Origin of the sequence: Sphingobacterium sp. JB170, assembly GCF_900163865.1 — a bacterium.
Taxonomy (GTDB): Bacteria; Bacteroidota; Bacteroidia; order Sphingobacteriales; family Sphingobacteriaceae; genus Sphingobacterium.
Genome location: NZ_FUKU01000013.1, coordinates 80,181 through 106,210, shown reverse-complemented (window position 1 = coordinate 106,210; position 26,030 = coordinate 80,181). Strand labels below are relative to the sequence as shown.

Below are 26,030 nucleotides of genomic sequence, written 5' to 3'. Positions count from 1 at the left end.
ACGGTCTTGATTAAAATTTAGCATTAATTCCAAATAAGTAAGTCGCCGTTATCGGATAGGTGAGCGAGGTCATCTCGGGATCCCATCCTTTAGGGAATTTGTTAATCGTAAATAAGTCGTTTGCAGTAAACGATACGCCTAAACCTTTAAGGTGTATTTTACGCAGTACGGTCGACGGGATTTCGTAGTGTACGCCCACTGATTTCAAGCGGAAATATTTACCGTTTATCATCCAGAAGTCTGACATGGCATAGTTATTTGTGGCCGAGGTGTTTGAATAGCGCGGGTATTTCGCTTTTTCATTTTCCTCTTGCGATGCGTAGTGGCTCCATGCGTTGCCATCGAGTACGGATAAGAAATTACCCCAATTCTCGCGGTAGGGCTGAAGCATGTCGGAGGTCTGCCTGGTGTTCTGTTTGCCTACGCCTTGAACGACGAGATTTAACGACAGTCCCGCATACCCCACGTTTAGCTGTCCTCCATAGAGGTACTGCGGGAGCGATCCGCCTAGGTGCACGCGGTCATACTCTGGCGATATGATGCCGTCGGGCGTTCCGCTCGGGCCACTGATGTCGATATATTTGACGTCACCTGGCTTGACGTTAGCGTTCAGCACAGGCGAGGCGGCCACTTCTTCCTGGGTTTGGAAAAGGCCATCTGAGCGGTACCCGTACCACTCGTTAAATTCGCTTCCTTCCCTTTTAATTTGATCACCCAAAAACTCCGTTCCCCCTAGGTCGCCCATGACCGATTTGAAGTTCGAGATGTTAAAAGAAATGCCGTAGTCTACTTTACCGACTTTATCTTTCCAGCCCAGGATGAGTTCCCATCCTTTGGTATTCATCTTTCCTGTGTTTTGATTAGGGTTGTCGAAGCCAATGTAGGTAGGTATCTGCAGGGCCAGCAGCATATCGCTCGTTGTTTTTTCGTACACATCGAAGGTGGCATTCAGACGGCTGTTTAGACCAGTGAAATCAACCCCTAGGTCATACGATTGTGTCTTTTCCCATGTGATATCGCGAATAGCATATTGCCACTGGGCGGCAGACTGGGCCGACACGGCTTCGGTTCCCTGATAGAAAAGTGCGGTGTTGGAGAACTGGATGAGCGACTGGTAGGGGTAGTTACCGATTCGCTCGTTGCCCAGTGTTCCGTAGGATGCGCGTAGCTTCAGAAAGTCGAGCCAAGAGACGTCTTTAAGGAAGTTTTCCTCCGAGAGCGACCAACCTGCTGATATCGAGGGGAATGTGCCCCACCGGTATTCCTTTGCGAAGCGCGATGACCCGTCGAACCGGATGTTCGCTTGCAGGAAATATTTGTTGGCGTAGTTGTACATCGCCCTGCCGAAATAGGAGCGGTAGGCATTTTCGTAGGCGCTACCGCTGTTATCTCTAAACTCCAGGGGACCCAGATCGAGATAAGGATAACGACTCAATAGGTATTGGTCGCGAGAGGCCGAGATGTCTTCATTGAAGTAATAAAAGAACTCATAGCCACCAAGGAGATTGAGGTTATGCTTACCCAAACTTTTTTGGTAGTTGGCTAAAAATTGTGTTGTGTACTGGTAGCTTTCCACCCGCGTTTCCGAGAGCTTAGTAGCGTTGTAGCCATTCAGGTAACCGGCTGGCACGTCCGGGTTATCCCAGGCGGTGTAGGGTACCTTGGTTTTAAAGGCCTTTGTTTTATCGAAATTAAAGACCGGCGCGATGACCCCGGTCAGCGTAAGTCCACTTATAGGCTCAAGGTCAATTCCGAATTTACCGCCCAGCTGGTTATACTGGTATTTGGTCTGTCCTCCCTGGTTGAGCATTCCGTATATATTGTCGCCATCTTTTCCGGCAGCAATTCGCCCGTCATCCCAAAGCCCCGCGTAAATAGGGGCAGTGATTCCGAGTCTATACATGGGGTCGATCGATGGACGGTTGTCCGTAGTGCGTTTGAAGTTAAAGTCGATTACAGCTGAGAGATAGTCGGTTACTTTGACGTTGTTGTTTATCCGGGAAGTTAGCCGTTCATAGTTTCTTCCCACATATAGCGCGTCGGTGTCGTCGTAGCCGAGCGAGAATCGTGTCTGCAGGTGCTTACCCGATCCGGTGACTGCCAGTTGGTGGCTTTGGCGCGGTGCGCGTTTGTCTAACAGGAGCTCTTGCCAATCGGTGATGGGGTATTGATTGGCATTCTCTTGATTTAGGCTGAGGTAATTGTCGACTACCTCTTGACTATAGATTGGGTATTTATTGTCATTGTTGTTATTATCATTCCAGCGGAGCTCATTCACCAGCTGCAAGTAACGCTGGGCGCCCACATATTCGGGCAATTCAGTCGGCGCTTCAAAGCCAATATCGGTGTTATATTCCAGCGCGAGCTGGCCTTCTTTACCGCGCTTGGAGGTAATTAAGATAACACCTGCCGCCGCGCGCGCGCCATAGATGGAGGCCGACGCGGCGTCTTTAAGCACGGTGACATTTTCAATATCGTTCGGGTTTACGTGATCAATGCTGCTGATAGGAACCCCATCTAGAATAATTAGGGGATTGACTCCAGCGTCGGTGATGGTAGTGATGCCCCGCACGCGCACGGTTGCAGATGCTCCAGGGGCACCGTTGTTGCGCGTAACCATGACGCCGGGAACAGATCCCTGTAGTGCTTGGGATAGTTGTGTCGTTTTTCGCGCGGCAATATCTTTCCCGTCCACCGACGATATGGCGCCCGTTAGATCTTTCTTTTGGGCGGTACCGTAACCGATCACGACGACTTCATCGAGCTGCGTGTCGTCGATGGCTAGGCGCACTAAAATGGTGTTGGTTTGCCCATTTTTGGCAACGAAGTTCAGAATGGAATCGGGCTGGAAGCCCACGTGATGTACATAAATGTTGTAAACCGATTCGGTCGATAGCCCTGTCAGACTAAATAGCCCGTCTTCGTCCGAGCTGTACGTCTGTTTTTTTTGCGTGCTGGTGTTTAGCACATCGATGGTTGCTCCTGGGATTGCCACCCCGTCGTTGCTTATTACCTTCCCCGTAGCCTGGGGGCCGGACTGTGCAGCGGCTTGTTGAAAAAGAAACAATAGGCCATAAATTAGCAATGGGTAGATTAGATTACTTCTCATAACAATTAAGATTTAATTATAAATGGTTATTGGTGTATTGCTTATTTTATTGTAATTATATTCTCTTCTATATTAAATTCGCAGCCATTTATTTGGCAGAAAATCGCAAGTAAGTTTTCGATATTTTCATTCTGCTTGAGATCGCCTGTGAAGGTGCCATTTATGATATTTGGATTGGTCGCATCGATGGTTACCGCGTACAGGCGCTCCATAATATTAAACAGGTCTGCGTTACTCACGCTCTTAAAGTTTACAACCTTATTTGACCATGCAATAGTGCTCGCCGGGAAGTTCGATTTGCTGTGTTCCTTTTCTTTTTCCCAAGCGTTTGTAAAGTTTGTTTTTGGCGGATTTACAAGGCGGTATTGAAAATTGTCTTTGTTAATCACGAGCGTTGCTTGGCTATTCAGGAACACGCGTTGGTCAGCCTTGTTGCTCACGAGGATCTTGCCTTCAAGAAGCGTGATAACCAGATTGTTTTTGTCATAATCGGCGACGCTAAATATTGTTCCGAGCGCTTTGGTTTGGAGTCCGTGTTTGTTTACCCGGAAGGGATGCTCTTTATCGGGGTGGACGTAGTATGTCGCCTTTCCGTAGATTTGCTGTACCGATCGATTAGAACGAAAATTCGAATAATAAACGACCTTAGACTGCGGTTCAAGTTTTATACGACTACTATCCGGTAGCTGATGCCAGTAGCTGGTGATACCTTCATTTTTAAGGCTGATTCGCAAATTGTTTTCCTCGAAGGTTAGTGTATCGAAAGATCCAATTTTGTAAAAAGGGAAAGCGGCTGCAATCAAGATAGCTGCGGCCACGAGCAACTGTTGGAGAGTGACCAGTGTTCGCTTGCGCGATAGGATTGAGTTTAGGATGGCCTGCTTTGTTTCAGGTGGCGTGGTGGTTAGTTCCTCGTGCGGGATATTTTCGAAGATGTGGATTTTATCCAGGTCCTGCTCATGCGTCAGCAAATGGCGCACGATAGATTCACACTCCTTGTAGGAGCATTTATTGGATAAAAACTTCTTTAAAATTTCCTCTTTCACGGTTTATATCTTGGGTAGTCTTGATAGTATATACGTTCAATAAACCGAAACTACGTACGTGGTATAAAATTTTTTTTTCTACAGATGAAAAAAGATGTATATCAAGGCTAATACTTTGCGCAGCTGCTGGAGCGATTTATAAACATGCGTTTCCACGGTACGTACCGATACGTTTAGTTTCTTGGCAATTTCTTTATGGCTATATCCGTCAATGTAGGCTAAGCGAAAGACTTCCTTTCGCATAGGGGAGAGTTGATCGATAGCTTTATTAAGGGAGTCTTTGAGGTCGCTTGATAGTTCAGTCAAAGGAATTCGATTTTGTTGCTTGAGCGTGTTGATCATTTGCCGGTCTTTTGATTCTTTACGAAGCCAGTCGATAAATACCAATTTACCTTTCCGAAAGAGCTGGATTTCGGCGGATAATTCCGGATTATAGCTATCACGATAACGCCAAAATTTGATGAACGTCTGCTGTGTCAAATCTTGGGCAAGCTCATGCGATTCCGTCTTTTTCAAAAAGCCAGAATATATTCTATCGTAGTATTTGTTAAATACGGCTCGAAAGCTCTCGTCATCAATTAGCGAATACATGGCGCATTAATATTAATATCAGTTTATACATCGCGAATATTTTTCAGTTAAAGATCCGATGGGTTAATCTGGTACAATTTAAGAATTAAAATTGTATTGGTTTTCTTTGGGAGATGATATTCCCGTTGAGAACTTTCGACCTTTCAGAGTCTCTTTTTAACACCGCGATAAATCCAAAGCTTAACGGTTCGCGTAAATAGTATTATAGTTATAGACAAGAGGATGAAAGCAAAAAGAACACTTCTATGCGTATTTTTTATCGCGGGATCGATCTATTTAAGTTATGGTCAGGGCAACAAGCGGAATCCTTATTACAGCCGCACGGATACTGCTACCCTGGCGATCAGTAATGAGGAATGGCAAGAAATTCTTCCTTCCGATTTATTTCACGTAGCACGGCTGGGGGAGACCGAACGGGCCTTTACTGGGAAATATAACACGTTTGATGTTAAAGGAACCTATTATTGTGCTGTCTGTGGAAACGCCCTTTTTTTATCCACGTCTAAGTTTTCGAGCACGTGTGGATGGCCTTCCTTCTTTGAACCACTCAGAGCCGACGGACTTATCTACAAAGAGGATTTTAGTCATGGTATATACCGTGTTGAGGTACGCTGTGGTCGCTGCGCTTCGCACCTGGGACACGTTTTTGACGACGGTCCGGCACCAACGGGTAAACGCTATTGTATGAATTCTATTTCTTTAGAGTTTGAGCCCCGAATAGCTAAATAATTATTAAAAAGTTACGGTTGAGCAATCCGTTATATTAAAACGGTCGTAGATATTGAAAACACAAACAATAGAAATGAAAAAGGCATCAATTTATGGAGCAGTGCTGCTAGGCGCGCTGCTTTTAACCAGCCGTAGCAGCTACGCACAGATTAAAGAAAAGACTGCGATTGTGGGGGAAGCAACGATGTACCCATCGAAGAATATCGTTGAGAACGCGATTAATTCCAAAGATCATACAACACTAATTGCCGCGGTAAAGGCTGCGGGACTTGTCGAAACTTTGTCGAGTGCGGGACTATTCACCGTATTCGCACCCACAAACGCCGCCTTCGAGGGCTTGCCAGGTGGTACGGTTGATAATTTGTTAAAACCAGAAAACAAGAAAATGCTGACCGATGTGTTAACGTATCACGTTGTAGCGGGCTATTATACGGTGCAAGATATTTGGGCATTAATTGCTGCGGGAAATGGCAAGGCGGAACTTAAAAGTGTTCACGGGGGAAAGCTTATTGTATGGGCCAAGGATAAAGATCTATTTTTACGCGATAGCAAGGGAAATGAGGCCAAGATAACCATAGGGGATGTCGATCAATCCAACGGCGTTATACATGTTGTTGACCGGGTGATGATGCCTTCGTTTTCGTCTTGATCGATCGATTCATTTTCTCTCCAGCATACGCGGGTTGGTGTTCGTTGATTTTTAACCTTTTGGTGAAACCTGTAAACATGAAGAGTAAAACCAAGAAAATAAAAAATAAGTTAACCGAAAAATTTCATATTCAACTTATTCTACGGTTTATTATGTTACTTTTGGGAGCATAACGACAACTGATTGAGCCCAATTCACCACATAGCAGAAGATACCTTAATCGCTCTACTCAAAAAGAGGGACCGACGTGGTTTTAATTATCTATATGATAATTATGCTGGCGCGTTATATGGTGTCGTTATTCGTGTAGTGTTACATAAAAATTATGCCGATGAAGTCATCCAAAACGTCTTCGTAAAAATATGGAATCACGCAGACCTATTTGACGATAAAAAGGGGAGACTTTATACGTGGATGATAAACATCGCTCGTCATGCCGCTATTGATTATATTAAGTCAAAGGGTGTTCAAAATGAGCAAAAAAACCAATCTCTTCCCGATGGCATAAATAAACTCGAAAATCATAATTTTGTTCAGACAGAACAGAACGAGAAAACAGACTATATTGGTTTGAAAAATGTATTAGAAAGGCTAAAGCCGGAATGGCGGGAGCTCATTGAAATGGCGTATTATCAAGGTTATTCGCAACAGGAAATTGCAGATAATCTCAACATTCCTCTCGGTACGGTGAAGACACGTGTACGATCGGCCTTACTTCATTTGCGAGAAATATTAAATGAACAGCAGTAGCTTTGGATATTAAAGAATACATATCGTCCGGGATTATTGAATCATATGTTTTGGGGCTTGCCACCGAAGAGGAGGTTAGCATCCTAGAATGTGTGCGTCAAAAAAATCCGGAAGTGGAGCAAGCTATTCGCGATATGGAACTGTCGTTGGAAAACTTGGCCTCCCAGCAGGCCACAATGCCGTCTGAATCGTTAGAGTCGGCGATTTGGGATCGTATTTCTGCCTCCCAAGCCGAATCGCCTGTCACCCAGCAGGTAACAGACCCTGCCTTTGCAACGACAGATCCTACTGACAAAATCAAAACTATTCGACCGCAATCCCGCAAATTACAACCGCTTTGGATCGCAGCATCCGTACTTTTAGTCGGCAGTTTAGCGATAAACATCATGTTGTTTAAAAATCGGCAACAGAATATAGCGGATCTTCAACAAGCGAATGCAGTCAACCAGGAAAGCGAGAAGACATTAGCCGAGGCGAATCAGCGGTGGGCAATGTTACAACGTCCATCGGTTAAAATGGTTACTCTTCAAGGTGTAGAAAAATATCCAGAACTTAAGGCGCTCGTCTTTTGGGATGTACAAACATCAGAGGTATTGCTGGCGGCAGAAAATTTGCCGACCGTACCGTCTGATAAGCAGTATCAGCTATGGGCGATTATCGACGGAAAGCCTGTGGATGCAGGTGTTCTCCCTTTGTCCATATCGGATAACTCCTTACTGGAAATGCAGCGAATTTCCGGCGCACAGGCATTTGCTATTACCTTAGAAAAGGCAGGGGGAAGCACGACACCGACGCTCTCTGATATGTTTGTTATCGGTAACATTTAATTTTTCTGCTGGGCACCTTTAAAAAGGATCTCCCACGCGTCTAGCACAACGCAAATCCTTTATTTATCGAGCAATATTGATCACGAAAAAAGCCCGCATCTTTCGACACGGGCCAAGGTTACTAGACATTTGATGTCCCTCTACTTTATGAAAAGTTTTGCAATATCTAACACCGCTGGCGCAGATAGTGGCTCATCAAACGACTGTGTTGCTGTCGCCATTGATAGTTTTCCTTCAATACCGGGCAGTGTCGTGATATCGACTCCGGCTTGTTCTTTTGTATCTTCACCGGCATAAACGGGGTCTACAGCGGCGCCAATACCAGAATCATTTGCGCCGGTTATCCACGGTTTTTGTTCGGCTGCAGCGCCACCTCGGGCCCTGCGCATCTGACGAATATGGGACGCATGCCGAGCTTCCACCGAGTGAATCTGAAGGGCTGCAGTCAATACGACTTGATTACCTTTCAATAATGCAGCTTGACCTTTGTATGCGCGCACACCGGTATCCTCGAATGCCTGCGCTAATGCCAAAAAGGTGTCATAGTCACTAAACACGGGAGCGAATGCACCACCAGCGGTGAAGTCGAAGGTCGGTTTAGAAACAGCTTTGTCTCCTAATACCTGTTTTAAAAAGGCAACGTGCGCTACCTCGTGATCACGTATGGTTGTGATAGCGCCCATCGGTTTTCCTGATGGAACGAGGTTGGATGCTGCCGCGCCCATGGTATAGTATTCTGCTTCAAGGTATTCGAGTGTCAATGCGTAATTTAAGACCCCATTGACATCTGTTGGTGTTTGTCCGTATGCTTGTTTGAAAAGATCGCTCAATACAAAAGGCATAGCAGCTATAGAAACCTTTTTACCGAAAGACATCATGTTTCGTATTGCCTCGCGGCGTGGACTGACACGCTCGTTAAACTCCGGGTCAACTTGGGTTATCGTATCAAATATGTTAAATAAATTCATGGTGATAAAAGTTTAAAGTGATTAATAGGTTGGTAAATCCCGAACGTCAATTTTCGACTTAATGAACGGGGATGCAGCTTCTAAGACCATGCTCGGGCTGTTTGCAACGTCTAGACCCGCATCATCCACAACCTCCGAATTGGCAAAAGTCCCATTATCAATGAGATCCCGCACCAAGGCAGCATGTCTTGCTTCCACCGAAACGATTTTGCCCGCTAGCAGTAAATATGCTTCATTTTTAATTAACCATCCTGCGCCATTATAGGCTGAAACACCGAGGTCTTCAAAAGTTTTTGCTGTCATCAGCACGCTGTCTCGGTTAGAAAAATCAATTCCCGAGAAGTTAAATTCCAGATTCGCGATCGCACTTTCTCCTAAGGCAGCCTTAAAAAATTCGCGGTGAGCGATCTCGTGATCGCGGATGTCCGTGAATAAGGTTTTTTCCCAATTTGTAATTCCGCCATAAGGCTTATTTGCGAGTTCTATATAAAAAGCAGCTTCCAATTGTTCTAAGGCATAAGCGTAATTCAATATAGCAATATCGCCACTGCCGAAATATAGGCCTTCGCCGCCCATGTCGGGACCACTGTGATCATCATCTTTGCTGCAACTAATTATTCCTAATGTCGCAATTCCTGCAGCACCGGCTCCAGCGACCTTCAGAAACCGTCTTCTGTCTAATCGCTTGCTTTCTTGTTGGTTATTTCCTTCAAAAAAGTTTTCTTGTGTAGAGGTTGTTTCTTTCATAACCTAAATATTTATATCGTTTATAAAGTATTGTTATACGTATATACGAGGTTACGAGATAAATGGATTTCCCACGGGCAATATTTTTTAGAATAGTGCCGGAATTATGTTTTGGGCGAAATAAGAAGGTGTCGTTTTGTGGTCGTTGAGCGTTGCCGGTAAGGACAAGACATGACCAGGAAAATGCCCTATCGGGGTTATAGAGTCTCATGGGCTGAAAACCGGCTGCGGGGAAGATAAATTACGGAGAATTCGAGTTATCAAATTTCTCCGTAATAAACATGGATTAGTGGGCGATTCGTACTTTGTATAAGCGTAGGCCCGGAAGGGATATCGTTTTATCCGACTGGGTATGATAGATGTTTTCCGTCCACCAACTTTCTTCTGCTATGGTATAGATATAATCATTTTCTTGGGTATTGTAATTCAGAGACTTTATATTTTCTTTACCTTGGAGTGGTGCAAATTCCGTAAACTGCTCCGTTGCGATATCAAAATTATAGGTGCTATGATGCACCGTCACCAGTAGTGTACGGTCTTTACCGTAACTGAGATCATGGCCCCCCGCATTTGGCAAAAGCCAGGTGTTCTCAAGCCTAAGGCTTGGGGTTTCCGTGTCCCAGTTTTCAAGCGTGTAGGCTTTCAGGCGGTTGTAGCCTAGCACATAAAGACGTTTGCTTGGCTCATCCCAAAGGGCGCCATGTCCCGAATATAGTGTGTCGGAATAAAGGCGCATTTCAGATTTGCCGATCTCGTAGAGTTCAAGCGAGTTTCCATTCTTGTGCGTGGAGTTGGCAACGGCGATTCTGCCGCCAGGTAAAAGGGCTGCGGAATGCGCCATTGGCGTTTTCGCGTAAAATTCGACCGCTTTAGTTTTAACGTCGATCAGAAGCGTCGCGCCCGAAGAAGAACAAACTAAGATTTTACTGTTGTTTAACACAGGTTTGCACTCATCCAGCGACAAGAGAAGTTTCTTATATTCTACTGGGATATCGGCCGCAACTTGTGCGTCCCACTCCCAGATGACTGCTGCCATAGGACCGGTCGATTTTTCAGGATCGATGATCAGCACTTTGCTATCTCCACAAGCGACGTAATGACCGTTTTCGAGCGTACCTTGGGCATTCGTTTTTAGTGCCCACGTGAGCAGGAGTATAGCCGATGAAATTATTATTTTAATCATTATATTATAAGTTTTCCCAGCCGGGGTTTTGTGTAAGATTTTGATTTAAAGTTAGCTCTTCCAGCGGAATTGGGTTGATGTATTCCCAAGGCTGGAAAGGTAGTTTCGTGTTTTTATAGGGCACTAATCTTCCTGATTCCCCATTTGAAAGTGCATTTACGGGCGATAGTTTGAAGTATTGCACACCCGAAACACGGTCTGTAGGCGCGTTTTCCGTGCTCTTGATGACATAAAGATCAGGCGATCCGTCGTGGTCAAGATCGATTAGCTTGTTGAAACCAGGAATGTATATGCCGTGATATTCCGTGCGGAAAAGATGTCCTTCGTTCCAACGGATAAGATCGTCTCGGCGTAGCCCCTCGAAGGCGAGTTCGATTCTTCGTTCACGGCAGACTTCTAGTACAGCAGGGTCGGTGGTTCTTTTATAACGTGATAACTGCAGCTGATCGGTTTGTAGCGGGAAGGTCAACTTTTGTTTGACGCCAGCTCTGTCTCGCAGAACGTTGACTGTTGCATCGAGATCAACTTGGGTCAGGTTTCCTAGGATCGCTTGTGCCTCCGCATAATTCAGTAATACTTCCGCATAACGTATTAATATAACATCTCTGCTATCGCTACCTTGGTCTTCAATTGGTGGCCCCACGCGTTTGGTTACTTGATAACCAGTTCTGTTTTCAGCGAAATCGTTCACGGCTTTTTCGGTTGTTCCAATCCTTATATATCCTGGGAAAACGACAGACTGTGACAATCTGTAATCGCGGTTCTGGAACTCGTGGAAATATGTCTTATCTTCAATATCACCACCATTGTCTTGATAATAGGAACTGCCCGATAACATTGGGTAGTCGCTTATTAGTGAAAAGGTGGCTCCGTAGTTTCCATTGGAAGTAGAAGTAAATTCGGGAGTATAATAGATGAAGTTTTGCGTCGAGGATCGGGCGAGAATGACTTCGCTCGTAGGCGCTTCGGCTTCTTGGAACATCGCGGCATAATCGGTTGCTTTATTACCGGTTGTAAAGATGCTGTATTTTTTCGAATCCATTAATTCTTTCGCTGCATCACGGGCTTTGGTAATGAATTTTTCTGCATCAGCCAGCTGGGCTTCTTTGTGGTAGAGGCGGTAAGTACCCTCGAAAAGTGCGATTCTCGATTGGAGCGCGAGTGCCGTCCATCGCGTGATTTTGTTTTTACTGGTCGATTCACCTAAATAAGTAACCGCATAATCGAGGTCTTGCATTACGCTATCCATTACTACTACGCGCGGGTCACGTGGTTTGTAGAGCTCTTCTTCGTCGGTTGTTGTTAGAGGTCTTGAATACCATGGCACATCGCCGAACGTACGCACCTTCTTAAAATAGAACCAAGCTCTAAAAAACTTTGCGATTGCTAAATTTTGCTGTTTTAGTTGGGTGTCTTCGGTATGCTCGTTTACGTTTTGTATAAAATAGTTAAGGTTGCGCAGTTCTCCCCAGCTCCAGCCGCCACTTCCAAGGGCTGTCGGCAAGGTGTAGTTGGATGATCGCATAGCTGGAGGTGTTGTGATGTGTTCCATGTTATCCGAGTACTTGTCATCCTTGATGCTGTTGTGATCAAGATTATTATAAAATCCGTCGGTGAACGTCTTTAAGCTTGCGGCGTTCTTAAATAAAGAAGGAGATTCAGCGACTTGTGTTTCGGGAAATTGATCAAACTGCGATTCGCAGGAACTTAGAATCAAGATGCCGAAGAATAATATACCTAATTTTTTCATGGTTTTTGGTGTCATAAGTTTAAAATCCAATTTCAATTCCAAATGCAAACGTACGTTGAATCGGGTAGGCCGTACCCATACCCACGCTTCCCTGGCTAGCATCGGGATCCTTTTCAAGTCCTTCGGGGTCTAAGGTGTCGTGCAGCTTTGTCCATTCAAACAGGTTTGTTCCCGCTACGTATATGCGGGCGCTGCTTAACGCATTTTTTAAGAATGTATGTGGGAGGCTGTAGCCTATTATGAGGTTACTTAACCGAAGGTAGCTTGCACTTTGCAGATACCTGGTTTGCGGCACACCCAAATCATTTTGGCCTAATGCTATATAACCTTGTGGTTTTGGGAAATAGGCATCTGGATTTTCCGGGGTCCACCGATCTTCAACCACGTGCTGTAGGAGTACTTGGTATTTTCTGTTGTACGAACTCCAGAAGTTGGCCGTTTCTGCCGAAGGGTAGATGTCTCGCTTTCCAACGCCCTTAAAGAAGGCATTGAGGTCAAATCCGTGGTAGCTGAAATTTAAGTTTAGCCCATATTGATAGCGAGGGGTGGTGTTACCGATGATGCGGTAGTCACCGTGGTCGCCTATTGTCCAGTCGCCTTTGCTAATTTCGCCATCGCCATTACTATCTTCAAATTTTATCGTGCCGGCACTAGCGAACTGACGGTAGCTGCTTGTTGTTAGCAGTGGGCTACTTTGAGCTTCTTCGTCCGTTTGGAAAAAACCCAGTGTGTTTAGGCCCCATATTTCACCTAACTGTTGGCCTTTATAATAATCACCTAAGTAATTTGTCGGGTTATAGTAGTCTGTTATTACCGATGTGTAATCGGCGATATTAAAACGAACACCGTATTGGAAAGGGTGGGCACCGTTAATCTGATCCTGCCATCCTAGCGATAACTCCCACCCCCGGTTCCTGAGTGAAGCGATGTTTTCTTTGGGCACTGTAGCGCCAAATACGGATGGTAAAGAGTGATACGGTGCTAGCATATTATCGGTGTTCCGTTGGTAGTAATCGAAGACCACTGATAATCTGTTGTTCATCAAGGAGGCGTCTAGTCCTATGTCTGCTGTTTTGGAAGTTTCCCAGGTGAAGTTTTCCGATTTTGGACTAGGCACACCCGTGTATGTATATTGCTCCCCATCGAGTAAATATGGTGAGCGGGTCATGCTTAAGATCGAGAGGTAGTCGAATGAGCCAATATTCTGGTTTCCCAGCGCGCCGTACGACCCGCGAACTTTCAATGAGTTAATGACGTCTTTTAGAGGTTCGAAAAATGCCTCTTCAGATATTTTCCATCCTGCGGAAATGGAGCCGAAGAAAGCTCCTCTTGAGGTTTTACTAAATTTAGAGGTAAGGTTATGCATTCCGTTCAATTCGATAAGGTATTTTTCATCGAAATTGTAACCTGTGCGTAGGAATATGCTTCGGTTCGCATACTTGTCATCATCATCGCTAGCCTCGAAGATCCCCGTTGCTAAATTTAAGGAGTGTTCCTCCAGCCCTAAAATAGGGTCTTGGTGTGTGACTGTCTCGTAGTGATTGGTATAATTTTCAAAGGTGAACCCTGAGGTGATATCCAAATTGTGTTTACCCAACGACTTTTTATAGTTCGCATAGGCGTTAACATTAAATGTTTCCGATTCGGTATTGCTCTTGTATATTTTAGCCGGTCCAGCATCAGAGTAATGCGATAGGATGGTGTTTCTATTGTTAAAAGAGTGTGATAGATATGGTCCGGTGTTGTCCCACCAGCGGTTTCTGTACCAATGGTAGTACATGTAGGAAACATCACCATGTAAGGTTAAGGACTCCTCTAAAAGCTTAATATCGGTCCCGAAGGTATTTAAAAAGCTACTGGTGTTGGTTTTATATTCGGATTGTTTTTCGATAAATTGACGATAGAATCCGATGTCTGTAGGAATTATTTCACCATCCACTTCGATGGTTTCGGGCATTAGTGGGTTTGTGTTGTCTATAAAGCGCCACGGGTTGGAGCTAAAGCCATACAGGTACGTATTTGGTATGTCATCTCGCCGCATCGTTGCCGAAGACTTGCTAAAGATCGTAACGTTGTCAGAGACTTGATAGCTGTTGTTCGAGCGGAAATTAAATCGATTTATTTTTTCAGGCTTAAATTTCAGATTTCCTTCTTCATGGTTGAAATCCCCAGCCAGAAAGTACTTGTATTTGTCTGATCCTCCACGGATGCTTAAATTGTGGTTTTGTTCCGGCGTATAGGTGCGGAACCAGTCCTCGTAATAATTGTTTACCGGACCACCCAGAAGTAGCGTTGCTTTTCCACCGATATTCTTCAGGTCGTAGAGTGGCAGTGAAGGGTCGGCCGCAACATCGTACGGGTATTGCACCTGGGCATCGGTGTAGTAGGTTTGCCCGATATTTCCGTTGAACTCGCGCTCTTGGATTTCTAAATAGTCTAATCCTTGGTATACTTTTGGAACTTTGGTCGCTTTGCCCCACTTAAAATTATTGTTATAGTTTATTTGCGGCTTTCCATCGATACCCTCTTTGGTGGTTACTAGAATCACGCCATATGCCGCTCGCGCGCCGTATATCGCTGCCGAGGAGGCATCTTTAAGAATAGAAATATTATCGATACTCTGGGGGGATATGTTATTGAGTTCGAAAGAAGAGATTGGTACACCGTCTAGTAGAATCAAAGGTGACCCTCCATTGATTGAGGTATTCCCGCGTATATTGAAAGATGCTCCACGGCCGGGTTTACCGTCGCTTATTCCGATGTTTAGGTTGGGTACCTGACCGGCGAGCGCTTCACCTAAGTTGGTTGCTTTGAATGCATCGATACGCTTGCTATCTATTTGGTCTACTGCCCCAGTCAAATTGGCCTTTTTCTGTATACCATAACCGACCACAACGACCTCATCGACCAGTGAGGATTCGACCTCTAAAAGCACGTTGATCACACGCTGCGTACTAATCTCAAAGGTCTGTTCGGCGTAGCCCATATAGCGGAATGTTAGTTTTGAATCCGTAGGAACCCGCAGTGCATAGTGTCCGTCGGCATCTGTTCGGGTCCACAAGCTAGGACTTTGCTCTACACTAACGGTTACCCCTTCAAGCGGACCGTTAGCATCACTAACTACCCCTGAAATCTCGATGTCCGTTTGTTGCCGCTCTTTCAGCACGATCGTTTGGTCTACGATTTGGAAAGTCAAGTTTTGACGACCAATAGCCTTTTTCAGAATCGCGCGCACCGGCATATTGGTCATATTAAGCTCCGCAACGCGGAGGTTTTTGATGACGTTGTGATCGTAAAATAAGCGTAGATTGCTTTTTGCCGATACTTCTTCGAGTACCGTTTCTAGCGCTACGTCTTTCATGCTGATTGAGATGTTTTGCGCACTTCCGGATGCATGTGCGCCGAAAGAAAATACCAAGCTCAACAAGATTACAAGTTTCATAATGATTAAGAACTTTAAGTCGAATTGCCTACAAAGGGCACTCTTGATTCCCTGCTGGGGAATACGAGGAAAATAATTCATAAATTTGCAAATGTTAAAGGGTCATTAATTATTAGTTACACGCTGGTTTTTATACCTCTTTATCAGGGGGATGCTCCAACATCCCCCATTCTTGATAATCGGGTAAGGTTTTATTCTTTTTTATTCCATCCTGATTATTTTTTATTTGTCTGCATGTGCGATAACTGTCCCCATCTTAATTTCAAAGTTTACGTCGGTCGCAATAGCGAGTATGTTGAGTATCTTCGAAAGGTTTTGGTCTCTGGCTATGCTCCCTTTGAATGACGAGTTTGAGGAGAGCTGCTCTGTCCCGATAAATTTAACGTCATACCAGCGGCTAATTTGCGCGCATATCTCGGTGATGTTGTTGCCGTCGAAATAAAACTCACCACGTTGCCAGGCTAGATTTTTCTGCTCATCCGCAGGCGATATTTGTATCTGCGTATCATAGCAAAGTGCCTGTTCACCCGGTTTGATTATATTATTTTTTTCTCCGGATTTAATTTTTACGGATCCCTCCACGAGCGTTGTTAGCACGGTGCTCTGGTAGGCGTTAACGTTAAATGTGGTTCCCAGTACTTCAATTGTCGCGTTGTTTGCTTCGATTAAGAATGGTCTCTTTTTATCGTGAGCAACTTTAAAATAAGCTTCTCCCTTCAGTATCACGCGCCGTTCATTGGTCGCGAATTTTTCGGGATAGGTGATCGTGCTGGCCGCATTTAACCACACCTGGGTACCGTCTTCCAGAAGAACGTTATAGGTGGATGCTACAGGCGTGTTTATTTTCAATGTTTGGTTCTCGTTTTTTGCGTAGCTGCGCAGGTCAGGGCTGGTGAGCTCTACTTCGTGGCCTTGGGGGTATACGAGTGTGGCGTAAGGTTTCCCCGGCAGTACGTCGCCGTTATGATAGTTGACAGGAACTTCTGCTGCTTGTTCTGGCTCATGATGAATCGATGGTTGAATCCAAAATATAAAAGCTAGAAGGAGCGATGCAGCAATAGAGGTGGCCCAAATGATTCGTCCCTTTTTTAGCGATGTTTTAGTGTTCTTCTTGAATTCTTGGGAAAGAATGTTCTCGTAGATCGTGCTTGCGAGATTCTCTGGGGGATTAACGGTTGTCTTAATAACACGGTGAGCGCCGAGTTTGTCAAGCCATTTTTCGATTGCTTTACCCTCTTGCGGGGTATGCTCACCACGCTGATATTTGGCGAGCAATTCGCTCAGGTAGTTGATTTTGTCCTCATCCGTCATACACTCCTATAACCGTATAGTTATGCTGGAGGTACCGAAAAAATGTCAAATAAATTAAGAGACCTTAAGTTTTAGTTTCAATCTGCTGATTGCCAAGCTTATATTGTTCTTTACCGTTTGCTCCGAGAGCGCAAGGTGATTGGCAATATCTTTAACGGGCATGTTGTCCACGCGGCTCATTTTGTATATTTCTTGCATGGTTTTGGGCATCTTGTTTACTTCATTCTGGATATGTGTGCCGAGCTCGTCGGCCATATATTGTTCCTCGATAGTGCTCTGTTTTAATGGAGGGAGGTAAAGCGAGAGGTCTTTTAGTTTTGATTGTGCGCGGGTCGTTGATCGTATCCAGTCGATGATTTCGTACTTCGCAGCTTTGTAGAGATAGGGTCCAAGGTTCTCTTTGACCGTTAGGGTTTTACAGTTTTTCCAAAGCGAGCAAAAGATGTCTTGAATAATTTCCTGGGTATCTTCACGCGAATTTATTCGACGCTCTACGTAAATGAATAGGTCATCAGCATAAAGATCGATTATTTTTTTAAAAGCAGCGTGATCACCTGATTTGATAGCATTCAACAGCTGAACTTCATCTATGTTGTCCATAATTCGCTCGGGAAATGTAAGTTTAAAGTCTTTGGCAAATTTATAAATGGCGTGTTAACTGGATGTTAAGTTATCAAAATTTTCAATCTTAAGCAAGACGATGTTTTTAGGTTTGTGAATTTCTTTTTAAAGTATATTGGCATTACTCTCTTAGGCTTAGGCGAAAGTTATAATTCTGCCATGATCGCTTGTCGCTCATCGAAAATTCAGGCAAATTGCAACGAACAGGCGTTTAAGCACGTCGCGATCTATGAACGGCTAATAGTTTTTGTGAAACCAAGAAATATATTCAGGCAACTTAGTGCCTAGGTAATAGGGGACATTCATGAGCATAAAGGGGGTACCATTAGGCGTAACGGTATCCTCTATTTTAAAGCGGCCGCCGTAAATGCGGACTGCATACTTTTGCGAGAAGTTACGAATCAACTCAATCATAAATATCTCACACAGAAAATTCATTTTGAGGGTTTGTATCGTATTGAAATAGGCGAATATCCTACACCTGCAATCAGAGAAATGTTATTGAACGCTTTGATACACCGTAATTATATGGGTGCAATGACACAAATCCGTGTGTATGACGATAATATTAATGTGTGGAATGATGGAACATTGCCAGCAGGTATTAGTTCAGAGGCTTTGAAAAGACCGCATCGGTCAAATCCACGCAATCCGATTATTGCAGATGTTTGTTTCAAAGGAGGTTTGATTGATTCGTGGGGAAGCGGAACGATAAAAATAATTGACACTTGTAAACAAGCTGAACTACCCGAACCTGAACTTCTCGAGCAAGAGGGAGGTTTTTCGGTAACCCTTTTCAAAAATAAGTTGACAGTAGAACAGCTAACGAAACTTGGCTTAAACGAACGACAGTTAAAAGCCGTTGAGTATGTGAAAGAGAAAGGGAAGATTACGAATAAAGAGTATCAAGAACTATTTAAAGTTGCAAGAATGACAGCGACAAGGGATTTGACAGAATTAGTTGATAAAGCCGTGTTTAAGTCGTCAGAGGTCAAAGGAGCGGGTTCTTTTTATGAACTTTTGTGAGTTGCACCATAATTGCACCAATTGCACTATAATAGCATCACGATTGCATCATTTAAGCATAACCAAAGTGTAGAAGAGAGTTGGTAACCGACTTGATTCCCCCATGCTCATTTGTGGCCTGCGAAACCCCACCGCTCTTGGCTGTGGCTGTTCTCGCTTTGGCTGTTTATGGAATTGGTTTGGCGACTATAACAAAGTACATTGACTGATTAGAAAAGTATCAAGAGAACTCAATAGCCTACAAAGTAGGATAGATAAAATGAGACCTATTCGGTTACCTCTCTTGATAGTTTACTTGATAACAATAATAAAATCAGCGAGTTAGAGAAGCGGCAGAAAATCCTGCCACGTGCGTATATTTTATTTTTACTGCTACGGGTCTGGGCAAGCACCTGCTTGAAAAATAAAATGGTTTTTTGGTGTATGGAATCTTGTGGTAAATTACGTTCCAATTCCCGAACCAATCTGCCTGCGATTGTTTTTACTTTCCGATCCGCTTTTTTTGCTTTCGATTTGTTCTTGGGATGGTTGCGAAAGCGTTGATCGACGCCCAGCTTTTTTAGCGTTCGAGTGTAACTTTGACGGATGGGCAATTGTTCATCGTGGACGATTTTTAAGGTTTTTTTGATGATCTTTTTATGCAGCTTGGCATCCGTTGGAAACGTAATGTTTTTTTCCTGAACAGTTGTATCCGCATTAACGTCATCGTCATTGCTGTCATCGCCATTGATTCGGATGCTTTCTTTGAAAATCAGTTCAATCCCTGATTCCCCAATTCGCTTGCGAAAATGAACCAATTCTGAAGCCTCGCAGGGCGCTGAGGCAACAAACTCTTGAAAGCCACAAAAATATTGGTAATACAGGTTCTCAGACCATTGTTCGACCACACTCTCATCGGAAACATTGCGAATATGCTTCAGAATCAATAAACCCACCATCAATCGGATCGGTTTGGCAGGACGTCCATTATCCAAACAATACAAGGGGCTGAATGCAGTCTCAAAGAGCTTCCAGTCAACACGGTTAGCCAAAATATAAAGCGGGTGTCTAGGGTTCAAGGTATCTTCCAAGGAGAAGAAGAAACTGGATTGATTTGATGTCTTTTTCTTCGCTAGCATACGGTTCAATTTGCAAGGTTTATACCCTAAAAGTACAAAATTTGGTAGATAAAAACAAGAAAATAGTGAAATAAACATCTGATTAATAGTATGTTAATATTTTTTTAAGGCTCGACTATATAAATGCACACGTTGCCCAGCGCGCTTTTGAAAAGTCGTTGCATTCTTATTGAATATTGTTTTACCGATTATTACGGATTGGGGGTGATAAACCGCTGAGAAAACACGGAACTTTAAGTATTAAAAATCTTCAAGCGATATGATGTTTGAGAATTACCGTTTGCATAACCGTTATGTTGCTGTGGGATAAGAAAGGCTGAACTCGCCGAATAAAAATTTCAGAGAAATAAAATTGAAGCGATACGAATCGTGCGACAGATTGATTATCAAGGTACTCGAAACGCGGTGGTGGTTACCGATCGTGCAGCACGGCTAATATGGGCAAGGTTTTACGATCTAGAAGCGCGTGCTCGTTATCTTTGTGACCGTGACGGGGTAAAGAAATATGCGCTGCCGGAAATAGGGCCTGAGGGGCGGAATGGCTACAGTTAGTGCCCGGTTGGCGTAAAGCCTTTGCCGGGTACTGGCGAGCATGTGTTTTAAAAACCATGCTTAAAAGTCTCCGTAGAAATTACGGAAGCTCGAGCGAAGTCCAATGTTTATTACGCCGGATTTTTGTGTCGGAAGATCTTCCGTGCGGTTGTAGCGTTGGGTATAACCGACCTCGAAACGGAGGTTGTACTTCGGGTTTAATACGTAAGCAGCCCGCGCGTCTACATAATATAAATCATTTTTAACTCCTTGAGCGATCTTGTTGTCGTACATGCTGTATACGTTGCTGTAGGACTGAAAGATATCACCACCCATATTCGGGCCGTTAACTGGGTCCGTTCCATATTGGCTGTATAGTCCCTGTAAAGTGAAATCAAATCTATTCCAACTGTAATTGGCTATACCAACGAGCTCTCTAAAGTTCGCTCCTCGTGGGTGCGCTAATGGTTCTCCATGGTTGCTATAGTTGTTACGCGACTCAAATTGCTGATAGGTGTAAGGGCGTACGACGTTATATTCAGCAAGGAAATTTAAGTTTTTTACCGCAAAGATATCGTAGCCACGAGCACCAATCTGCGCTCCTAGCTTGTTGTTCACATGGCCTTTTCCGGTAAATAGCTCGCTTGCTGTGAAATCATCTAACATCAACTGTCCGTAAGCAGTAAGGTTACGCAGTACCTTATATTTAGCATTAAGCCCTAAAGAGGCGTAAGAAGTCTTTACGTTATTACGAACTCCGTTAGGGTTGGACATCGGTCCACCGGGATAATCGATCGGGTTGAAATAATCTAAGTAAGGAATTTCTGGTTCGAGGTTTTCTTGATAGTCATTTTTTGCGGCCCAAACAAATGACGCAAGCAATCCGACCGATAGACGGTTTGTTGCGTTGTAGTCGATGTATTGAAAAGACCCATATTTTACGCCGTCACCAGAGCGACGCTCTGTGTCTTCAGGTGCTATCCGCGGATTTCTGGGGTCATTCATATATGCCCAGATGGACGTATACTGGAATTTCCCAACCTCACCGGTAAACTTTAAGTTAGAATAGTTGCCGGAAAAATCGGACAGCAACAAGGACCTGTAGCCGTCACCAATGAAGTTTTTATCGTAAGCAAGGGTGGTTTGAAATTTATCACTGAATGCGTAAGTCAGGCTTGCTGTAGCATACATCCAGTCTTTTTTGTAGTCGTCTCCAAATTTCACGGTCCCCTGGCCGGGCATCACGCCATTTCTGTCGACATAATCGTCGATATGTTTGGGGTAGACACCCTGGTTTTCAAAAAAGCTCGCATGAAAGGTGAACTTATCCCCGATTGTGACTCCTCCCTGAAAGCCCCTGGTATTTAGCCAGGTCGTTCTTTTATCGTCGCCGATTAATTCTTTTCCAAGCATGAAGTCTGGAAGGAAATCCAAATAAAAGGTGTGATCTTCTTTGTTCACTTCAATCAGGTGCTCATTAAAGATCTTCCGCATAAACCAGTTTTTGGAATCTACGGCGTTTGTGTTCTGCAAAGAATCGAACCTGCTTAGTAGTTCGCCTTTGAAAAGCAGGGGCTTGGATGCTGTATGTATCCTGGTGTCCGGCGAATACAAAATATCGTTAAATTTCTGCGTGTATTGATACGAATATGGTAGGCTGTTAACTTGTGCATTAGCTACTTCAAGCGTAATGGAAGTCAATAGTAATAGCACGGAACAAAGGGTAACGTTAAAACGCGTCATATATTGCTTAGAGTAGTTTTGAAAGAGACTATAACAATTATTATTCCGAAATAATAATTCATCACAAATGTAGCATAATATATTGGGCTAGGGTAGAAATGGGCTTAAATCTCGCGTGAAAAATCATATTTGAGTGCTCCCGAGTGGTAAAAGTGTCCGTTATTTTGGAAAAAGGCTGTCGTGCTCAACTTAACGCTTTACGGGCGTAATATTCCTTGATTTTTCAGAAATTGCGCCGTAAATTAGCCTACATGGAACCAGCGGGAAATAGACCGGAGCTATCGAAGTCTTCAAAATTTAATCGCAAAGCAATGCGCGTGATGAATATTGCGGCAATAACTTTATTTCTTCTGGCGATCATTTACAAAATATTCTTTTCTAAGTAACTTACTATGTCACACAAACAAATTCTTAATACGGACTCTGCACCTGCAGCGATTGGTCCCTACAACCAGGCAATTAAAGCGGGTGATACGCTGTATGTTTCCGGTCAAATCCCACTTATTCCCGAAACTATGGAGCTGGTGAGCTCTAGCGTTGCCGATGAAACCCATCAGGTGCTCACTAATGTAAAAGCGATTTTAGAAACAGCGGGCTATACGTTTAACGATGTTGTCAAAGCAAGTATATTCATCAGTGATATGGGTGACTTTGGAACCATAAATGAGGTTTACGCACAATATTTTACCGAAAATCAACCGGCACGAGAATGCGTTGCAGTGAAGACTTTGCCCAAAAATGTAAACGTAGAGATCTCGGTCATCGCCTGGAAGAAGGGTGATTAGTTTTTGGTGAGCACGGCATTGTATCAAAATGTTCTTTTCACACGTTTATTAGGTGACACCAAATTTTAAACGTGATGAAAAGTATTTTTATTGTATTTAGCCTTCTCGCTTTATCTTTTTTTGCATGTGAGAAAACGGGTGAGAGAAATCAAAATGCAGATCGGGAGGCTCTCGATAAATTGAAACAGCAGATTGAAGCAATGGTACAAGGGGGCCCCTGTACGGATCCTGCGCAATGGTCTATTGCAGCACTCGGGAACAAAGCCTGCGGTGGAGCGATGTCTTATATTGCATACCCCTCGACGATCGATACCGAAGAATTTTTAGCCTTAATCGAGCGCTATACGCGGGGTGAAGATGAATTCAATGCGAAATATAATATTATCTCCGATTGCATGGCGATACCTGAACCGCAAGACGTGCGCTGTGAGGACGGTAAACCGGTGTTCATATATCAGACTCTGTAAGTACTGGCAGCAAATAGTGCGTGTTTGCTAAGCCCTCTCTGGCTACCGAGTCGCTCGGTGTCGAGGTCTCCTAGTTTTTCGTTTTGATTCAGTGCCGCGTTTGTCGGTTAAAAGATACTCCATGCAAGAACGTCTCGTGGCGCTTTTATTAGCGTCTTCGTGCGAGTGGCATTACCTGTGTATGTATAGTTTTGCAATTTTCCCTCGAACCCCTTCGATATAGTTTGTGAAGTATGAGCCGTTACCGCTCGGTGATTGGCCTATTTTATATCTAATTCCCCCTGGTACTGGTCGATGGCTGATGACTAGTGCCACAGTCTTGTTAAATACAAAGGACTCTGGTAGGATACAAGTATAATTAGTTCGGTACAAATGAAAGTTTATCGTAGTTTGTAACTAATCAATTGAGAGATTGTATATATAAACCGCTATAGGAAAGTAGATTTCTTTCGGGATTTCGATCATTTTCTTTATATAAAACCGTATTGACATGATTACCGTACTGACAAAGTGAAAAGTCAAGTAACAGCTTTCGTTTCAGTAGTGATTTTCGTTCACGCCGTGCTTTGAAGGCTCAGATGACTGTAAAGCTTATTCAACACTTCGCAGGGATCAGCACCGATAGCTTTCGCGATCAAATACAACTCTTGGGCACGGAGCTTTGCGGAGTCGTTGAGCGTGAGTTCATTAATTCTAGCCTTGGTGAGTCCTGTTTTTCGAGCTACCATCGATTTGTTTACCGACCGCTTTGCTAAGTATTCTCCTAATGGTGTCATTCTACTCCAGATTATATCAATAAATATGCTAATTGTATAGAAGTAATGAATACATATTTCATAATTGGAATGAAATTCTATACGTTTGTACCGTTTTTGAATACATTTACATTTAAAATCCAATTATAATGATCCAGGAACAAAATATTTTGATCGAACGGCTTACTACGAGAGTAGACTTGGAATATGCTTTTTTGGTTCCGAGTCTGGATTCCGGAAGTACCCAATTGCGGCTACTACTGGTTGTCAATCCGGCTAAGGGTGTAACACCTAATTCGATATTTACCATAGTGACGCGTTGTATGTCGGATATTCCAGCGATTCCCTTTGATGTCCAGTTTACCGGCGAATGGTTTAATCACCTTAAAAGGGGCAGTCTCTATCACCTGTATTGCGCGCAAGATAGCCATCAAGTTTTTACACGTGCAGAAACCAGACATGCGGTTTTTAAACCCAAAATAATTTTAAACTTGTTGGACAAGGGGACCGAACATTACGCACGCAGCAAAGCTTGTTCAACTGATTTTATGATTGCAGCTGATAACTTCGCTGCCACGCAGGATTTTTCAAAAGCATTATTTATGCTACATCAATTCTTGGAAGTGCGTTTAAAAGGGTTTCTGGTCGTCGCTGGAATACAAGGCGGAAATACCCACCGTATTGAGCGGCTGTTGAAAAGTGCGGCCGCCATCCTGCCCGAGCTCGCTGCACTGGTCTTGCCCGATAATCCTGATTTAGCATTGATTCGCCGTTTAGATCAACTTTACAAAGTTGCTCATAAATCCGAACATACCGAGCTGGCTGTAGATTGCTTTGATGAGGCTTTCCGAGTGTGTCGCAAGGTGGCGGATATTATCGATGAGATGGTGCAAGGCTTCCTTCAAGGTTTAGACTCTTATGCGTCTATTTTACGCGCAGGGTTGGAGCAGACCCAGAGCCAATCAGTTACCGATAAACAGGCGGTTGCAAATGCAAAAGCGCAGCTCGTTGGAGAGGACGCCTGGAATATAGCCGAGGAATTTGGAGATTTCCCATGGACCCAAGACAATAGAAAAGATGCTTGGGAGCTGGTTGAACGTATTCGAAAGAATCATAATCCCGAGCAGCTCACCATGCTGAATTATCACGTTAGTAGTCATTCGGGACCTAGCCTGTTTGCTTCGCACGGTAAGACCGAAGCAAAGGGGCGTGTTCAACTATTTTTGGTAGCGGTAGTGAATAATCCCGGTCCCTTTAATTTTCGAATGCTTTATAGCGGTACGGCAAAAGCCGCGATCGTTTTTCTTAGCGTCTCGGATCTAGAACAGGGACTAGCAAATGCTGATCGCTTTTTTAATGAGTTTTGGACGAAAGGATTGGTGCTGCGCCGCAAATCTCGCTTTCGGATGGAACCCGCTTCGGGGCAATTGGATGGGGAAGCGGAGTACACAAAGACCATCGCAATGTGGGTTGAAGTGGAACACAGAATGCGGCAGATGGCCCAAGTGGTGCAAAGGCATCAAGACAAAGATATGGAAACAGCCACTTGCCTTCTTAGCTATTTACTGGAGATGGGGGTTCGGAGCTATATACGCTTCATAACGGGGTATTTGCCGAAGAACGTGCCCTTGGCTTCAGTTATCGGTTGGTCTGGTGTCATTAATCAGAAATTGAATCAATTCTTAGCCTCTTGGAAAGACCCCGAACAGGTCGAGTTGCTGTTGAATCCTTCTCGGATTTGGTGGCAGGCTAATGTGTGCAAAATTTCCTCCCACGATATAGGGGAACGTGCATGGGCGATATATGCATTTTTTGAAAAGGAAATGTTGGCGAGAATTGACCAGTTATGGGAAGATATGACAGCGTTTAAAAGCAAATAAGG

General features: G+C 44.0%; 21 protein-coding genes and 2 pseudogenes. 9 read left to right on the top strand and 14 right to left on the bottom strand.

Translation table 11 applies throughout. From position 1 onward, the window contains the following. Window positions 1-10: 10 nt before the first annotated feature. From FM107_RS01835 to FM107_RS01825, 3 genes are all read right to left on the bottom strand, one after another. Window positions 11-3,109, bottom strand: coding sequence for a TonB-dependent receptor (locus tag FM107_RS01835; protein WP_086946812.1), 3,099 nt, complete (start codon window positions 3,107-3,109; stop codon window positions 11-13). Between the two features lie 41 nt (window positions 3,110-3,150). Continuing rightward, on the bottom strand, window positions 3,151-4,155 hold the full coding sequence (locus FM107_RS01830; RefSeq protein ID WP_086946811.1) for a FecR family protein: 1,005 nt from the start codon (window positions 4,153-4,155) through the stop codon (window positions 3,151-3,153). Window positions 4,156-4,233: 78 nt separating this feature from the next. Then, the gene (locus FM107_RS01825) at window positions 4,234-4,746 is read right to left on the bottom strand and encodes an RNA polymerase sigma factor (protein ID WP_086946810.1); all 513 of its coding nucleotides are present in this window, start codon (window positions 4,744-4,746) and stop codon (window positions 4,234-4,236) included. A 222-nt stretch (window positions 4,747-4,968) separates the two neighbouring features. Here FM107_RS01825 and msrB point away from each other — a divergent pair, with 222 nt between their 5' ends. From msrB to FM107_RS01805, 4 genes are all read left to right on the top strand, one after another. After that, window positions 4,969-5,475, top strand: coding sequence for a peptide-methionine (R)-S-oxide reductase MsrB (msrB, locus tag FM107_RS01820; protein ID WP_086946809.1), 507 nt, complete (start codon window positions 4,969-4,971; stop codon window positions 5,473-5,475). 73 nt (window positions 5,476-5,548) lie between these two features. Beyond that, window positions 5,549-6,124 (top strand): fasciclin domain-containing protein, encoded by a 576-nt coding sequence (locus FM107_RS01815; RefSeq protein ID WP_086946808.1) that lies wholly within the window; start codon window positions 5,549-5,551, stop codon window positions 6,122-6,124. A gap of 183 nt (window positions 6,125-6,307) precedes the next feature. Then, the gene (locus tag FM107_RS01810) at window positions 6,308-6,874 is read left to right on the top strand and encodes an RNA polymerase sigma factor (protein ID WP_086946807.1); all 567 of its coding nucleotides are present in this window, start codon (window positions 6,308-6,310) and stop codon (window positions 6,872-6,874) included. 2 nt (window positions 6,875-6,876) lie between these two features. Continuing rightward, window positions 6,877-7,701: an anti-sigma factor domain-containing protein gene (locus FM107_RS01805; RefSeq protein WP_086946806.1), complete on the top strand. Its 825-nt coding sequence runs from the start codon at window positions 6,877-6,879 to the stop codon at window positions 7,699-7,701. Between the two features lie 140 nt (window positions 7,702-7,841). On the opposite strand, the gene FM107_RS01800 is transcribed toward FM107_RS01805, so the two are convergent. The 8 genes from FM107_RS01800 to FM107_RS19650 form a co-directional block, all read right to left on the bottom strand. After that, window positions 7,842-8,669, bottom strand: coding sequence for a ferritin-like domain-containing protein (locus FM107_RS01800; RefSeq protein ID WP_086946805.1), 828 nt, complete (start codon window positions 8,667-8,669; stop codon window positions 7,842-7,844). Between the two features lie 21 nt (window positions 8,670-8,690). Beyond that, on the bottom strand, window positions 8,691-9,416 hold the full coding sequence (locus tag FM107_RS01795) for a ferritin-like domain-containing protein (protein ID WP_086946804.1): 726 nt from the start codon (window positions 9,414-9,416) through the stop codon (window positions 8,691-8,693). A 286-nt stretch (window positions 9,417-9,702) separates the two neighbouring features. Beyond that, complete coding sequence (locus FM107_RS01790) at window positions 9,703-10,599, bottom strand: DUF6528 family protein (RefSeq protein WP_086946803.1); 897 nt, start codon at window positions 10,597-10,599, stop codon at window positions 9,703-9,705. A gap of 4 nt (window positions 10,600-10,603) precedes the next feature. After that, complete coding sequence (locus tag FM107_RS01785) at window positions 10,604-12,349, bottom strand: RagB/SusD family nutrient uptake outer membrane protein (protein WP_179204375.1); 1,746 nt, start codon at window positions 12,347-12,349, stop codon at window positions 10,604-10,606. 19 nt (window positions 12,350-12,368) lie between these two features. Then, window positions 12,369-15,791, bottom strand: a complete 3,423-nt coding sequence (locus tag FM107_RS01780) for a TonB-dependent receptor (RefSeq protein ID WP_179204374.1) — start codon at window positions 15,789-15,791, stop codon at window positions 12,369-12,371. 222 nt (window positions 15,792-16,013) lie between these two features. Then, window positions 16,014-17,102, bottom strand: coding sequence for a FecR family protein (locus tag FM107_RS01775; RefSeq protein ID WP_086946800.1), 1,089 nt, complete (start codon window positions 17,100-17,102; stop codon window positions 16,014-16,016). Between the two features lie 54 nt (window positions 17,103-17,156). Beyond that, window positions 17,157-17,702: an RNA polymerase sigma factor gene (locus FM107_RS01770; RefSeq protein ID WP_086946799.1), complete on the bottom strand. Its 546-nt coding sequence runs from the start codon at window positions 17,700-17,702 to the stop codon at window positions 17,157-17,159. A gap of 258 nt (window positions 17,703-17,960) precedes the next feature. Further along, window positions 17,961-18,161, bottom strand: coding sequence for a hypothetical protein (locus FM107_RS19650; protein ID WP_218778898.1), 201 nt, complete (start codon window positions 18,159-18,161; stop codon window positions 17,961-17,963). Between the two features lie 90 nt (window positions 18,162-18,251). On the opposite strand from FM107_RS19650, the gene FM107_RS01765 reads away from it, so the two are divergent. Then, window positions 18,252-18,749 carry an ATP-binding protein gene (locus FM107_RS01765; RefSeq protein ID WP_218778896.1) on the top strand — a complete coding sequence of 166 codons (498 nt, stop codon included), beginning with the start codon at window positions 18,252-18,254 and terminating at the stop codon, window positions 18,747-18,749. A gap of 350 nt (window positions 18,750-19,099) precedes the next feature. Here the strand turns inward: FM107_RS01765 and FM107_RS01760 are convergent. After that, window positions 19,100-19,867, bottom strand: a pseudogene (locus FM107_RS01760) (IS5 family transposase); the annotation flags it as partial. A gap of 348 nt (window positions 19,868-20,215) precedes the next feature. On the opposite strand from FM107_RS01760, the pseudogene FM107_RS01755 reads away from it, so the two are divergent. Further along, window positions 20,216-20,419: pseudogene (locus tag FM107_RS01755) on the top strand (pectate lyase); the annotation flags it as partial. A gap of 60 nt (window positions 20,420-20,479) precedes the next feature. Here the strand turns inward: FM107_RS01755 and FM107_RS01750 are convergent. Then, window positions 20,480-22,141, bottom strand: a complete 1,662-nt coding sequence (locus FM107_RS01750) for a gliding motility protein RemB (RefSeq protein WP_086946796.1) — start codon at window positions 22,139-22,141, stop codon at window positions 20,480-20,482. 392 nt (window positions 22,142-22,533) lie between these two features. Between FM107_RS01750 and FM107_RS01745 the strand changes: the two genes are divergently transcribed. Then, on the top strand, window positions 22,534-22,926 hold the full coding sequence (locus FM107_RS01745; protein WP_086946795.1) for a RidA family protein: 393 nt from the start codon (window positions 22,534-22,536) through the stop codon (window positions 22,924-22,926). Window positions 22,927-23,000: 74 nt separating this feature from the next. Further along, window positions 23,001-23,393: a hypothetical protein gene (locus tag FM107_RS01740; RefSeq protein WP_086946794.1), complete on the top strand. Its 393-nt coding sequence runs from the start codon at window positions 23,001-23,003 to the stop codon at window positions 23,391-23,393. Window positions 23,394-23,947: 554 nt separating this feature from the next. Here FM107_RS01740 and FM107_RS01735 read toward each other — a convergent pair. Then, entirely contained in the window at window positions 23,948-24,169 is a 222-nt protein-coding gene (locus tag FM107_RS01735) for a helix-turn-helix transcriptional regulator (RefSeq protein WP_086946793.1), read from the bottom strand. A 128-nt stretch (window positions 24,170-24,297) separates the two neighbouring features. Here FM107_RS01735 and FM107_RS01730 point away from each other — a divergent pair, with 128 nt between their 5' ends. Beyond that, the gene (locus FM107_RS01730; protein ID WP_086946792.1) at window positions 24,298-26,028 is read left to right on the top strand and encodes a HEPN domain-containing protein; all 1,731 of its coding nucleotides are present in this window, start codon (window positions 24,298-24,300) and stop codon (window positions 26,026-26,028) included. Window positions 26,029-26,030: the final 2 nt, after the last annotated feature.

Coding starts and splice junctions, on each gene's coding strand:
- FM107_RS01730 (WP_086946792.1), top strand. CDS start 24,298: ATGATCCAGGAACAAAATATTTTGATCGAACGGCTTACTACGAGAGTA.
- msrB (WP_086946809.1), top strand. CDS start 4,969: ATGAAAGCAAAAAGAACACTTCTATGCGTATTTTTTATCGCGGGATCG.
- FM107_RS19650 (WP_218778898.1), bottom strand. CDS start 18,161: ATGAATTTTCTGTGTGAGATATTTATGATTGAGTTGATTCGTAACTTC.
- FM107_RS01770 (WP_086946799.1), bottom strand. CDS start 17,702: ATGGACAACATAGATGAAGTTCAGCTGTTGAATGCTATCAAATCAGGT.
- FM107_RS01835 (WP_086946812.1), bottom strand. CDS start 3,109: ATGAGAAGTAATCTAATCTACCCATTGCTAATTTATGGCCTATTGTTT.
- FM107_RS01795 (WP_086946804.1), bottom strand. CDS start 9,416: ATGAAAGAAACAACCTCTACACAAGAAAACTTTTTTGAAGGAAATAAC.
- FM107_RS01765 (WP_218778896.1), top strand. CDS start 18,252: ATGGGTGCAATGACACAAATCCGTGTGTATGACGATAATATTAATGTG.
- FM107_RS01800 (WP_086946805.1), bottom strand. CDS start 8,669: ATGAATTTATTTAACATATTTGATACGATAACCCAAGTTGACCCGGAG.
- FM107_RS01785 (WP_179204375.1), bottom strand. CDS start 12,349: ATGAAAAAATTAGGTATATTATTCTTCGGCATCTTGATTCTAAGTTCC.
- FM107_RS01825 (WP_086946810.1), bottom strand. CDS start 4,746: ATGTATTCGCTAATTGATGACGAGAGCTTTCGAGCCGTATTTAACAAA.
- FM107_RS01775 (WP_086946800.1), bottom strand. CDS start 17,102: ATGACGGATGAGGACAAAATCAACTACCTGAGCGAATTGCTCGCCAAA.
- FM107_RS01780 (WP_179204374.1), bottom strand. CDS start 15,791: ATGAAACTTGTAATCTTGTTGAGCTTGGTATTTTCTTTCGGCGCACAT.
- FM107_RS01815 (WP_086946808.1), top strand. CDS start 5,549: ATGAAAAAGGCATCAATTTATGGAGCAGTGCTGCTAGGCGCGCTGCTT.
- FM107_RS01740 (WP_086946794.1), top strand. CDS start 23,001: ATGAAAAGTATTTTTATTGTATTTAGCCTTCTCGCTTTATCTTTTTTT.
- FM107_RS01750 (WP_086946796.1), bottom strand. CDS start 22,141: ATGACGCGTTTTAACGTTACCCTTTGTTCCGTGCTATTACTATTGACT.
- FM107_RS01790 (WP_086946803.1), bottom strand. CDS start 10,599: ATGATTAAAATAATAATTTCATCGGCTATACTCCTGCTCACGTGGGCA.
- FM107_RS01745 (WP_086946795.1), top strand. CDS start 22,534: ATGTCACACAAACAAATTCTTAATACGGACTCTGCACCTGCAGCGATT.
- FM107_RS01735 (WP_086946793.1), bottom strand. CDS start 24,169: ATGACACCATTAGGAGAATACTTAGCAAAGCGGTCGGTAAACAAATCG.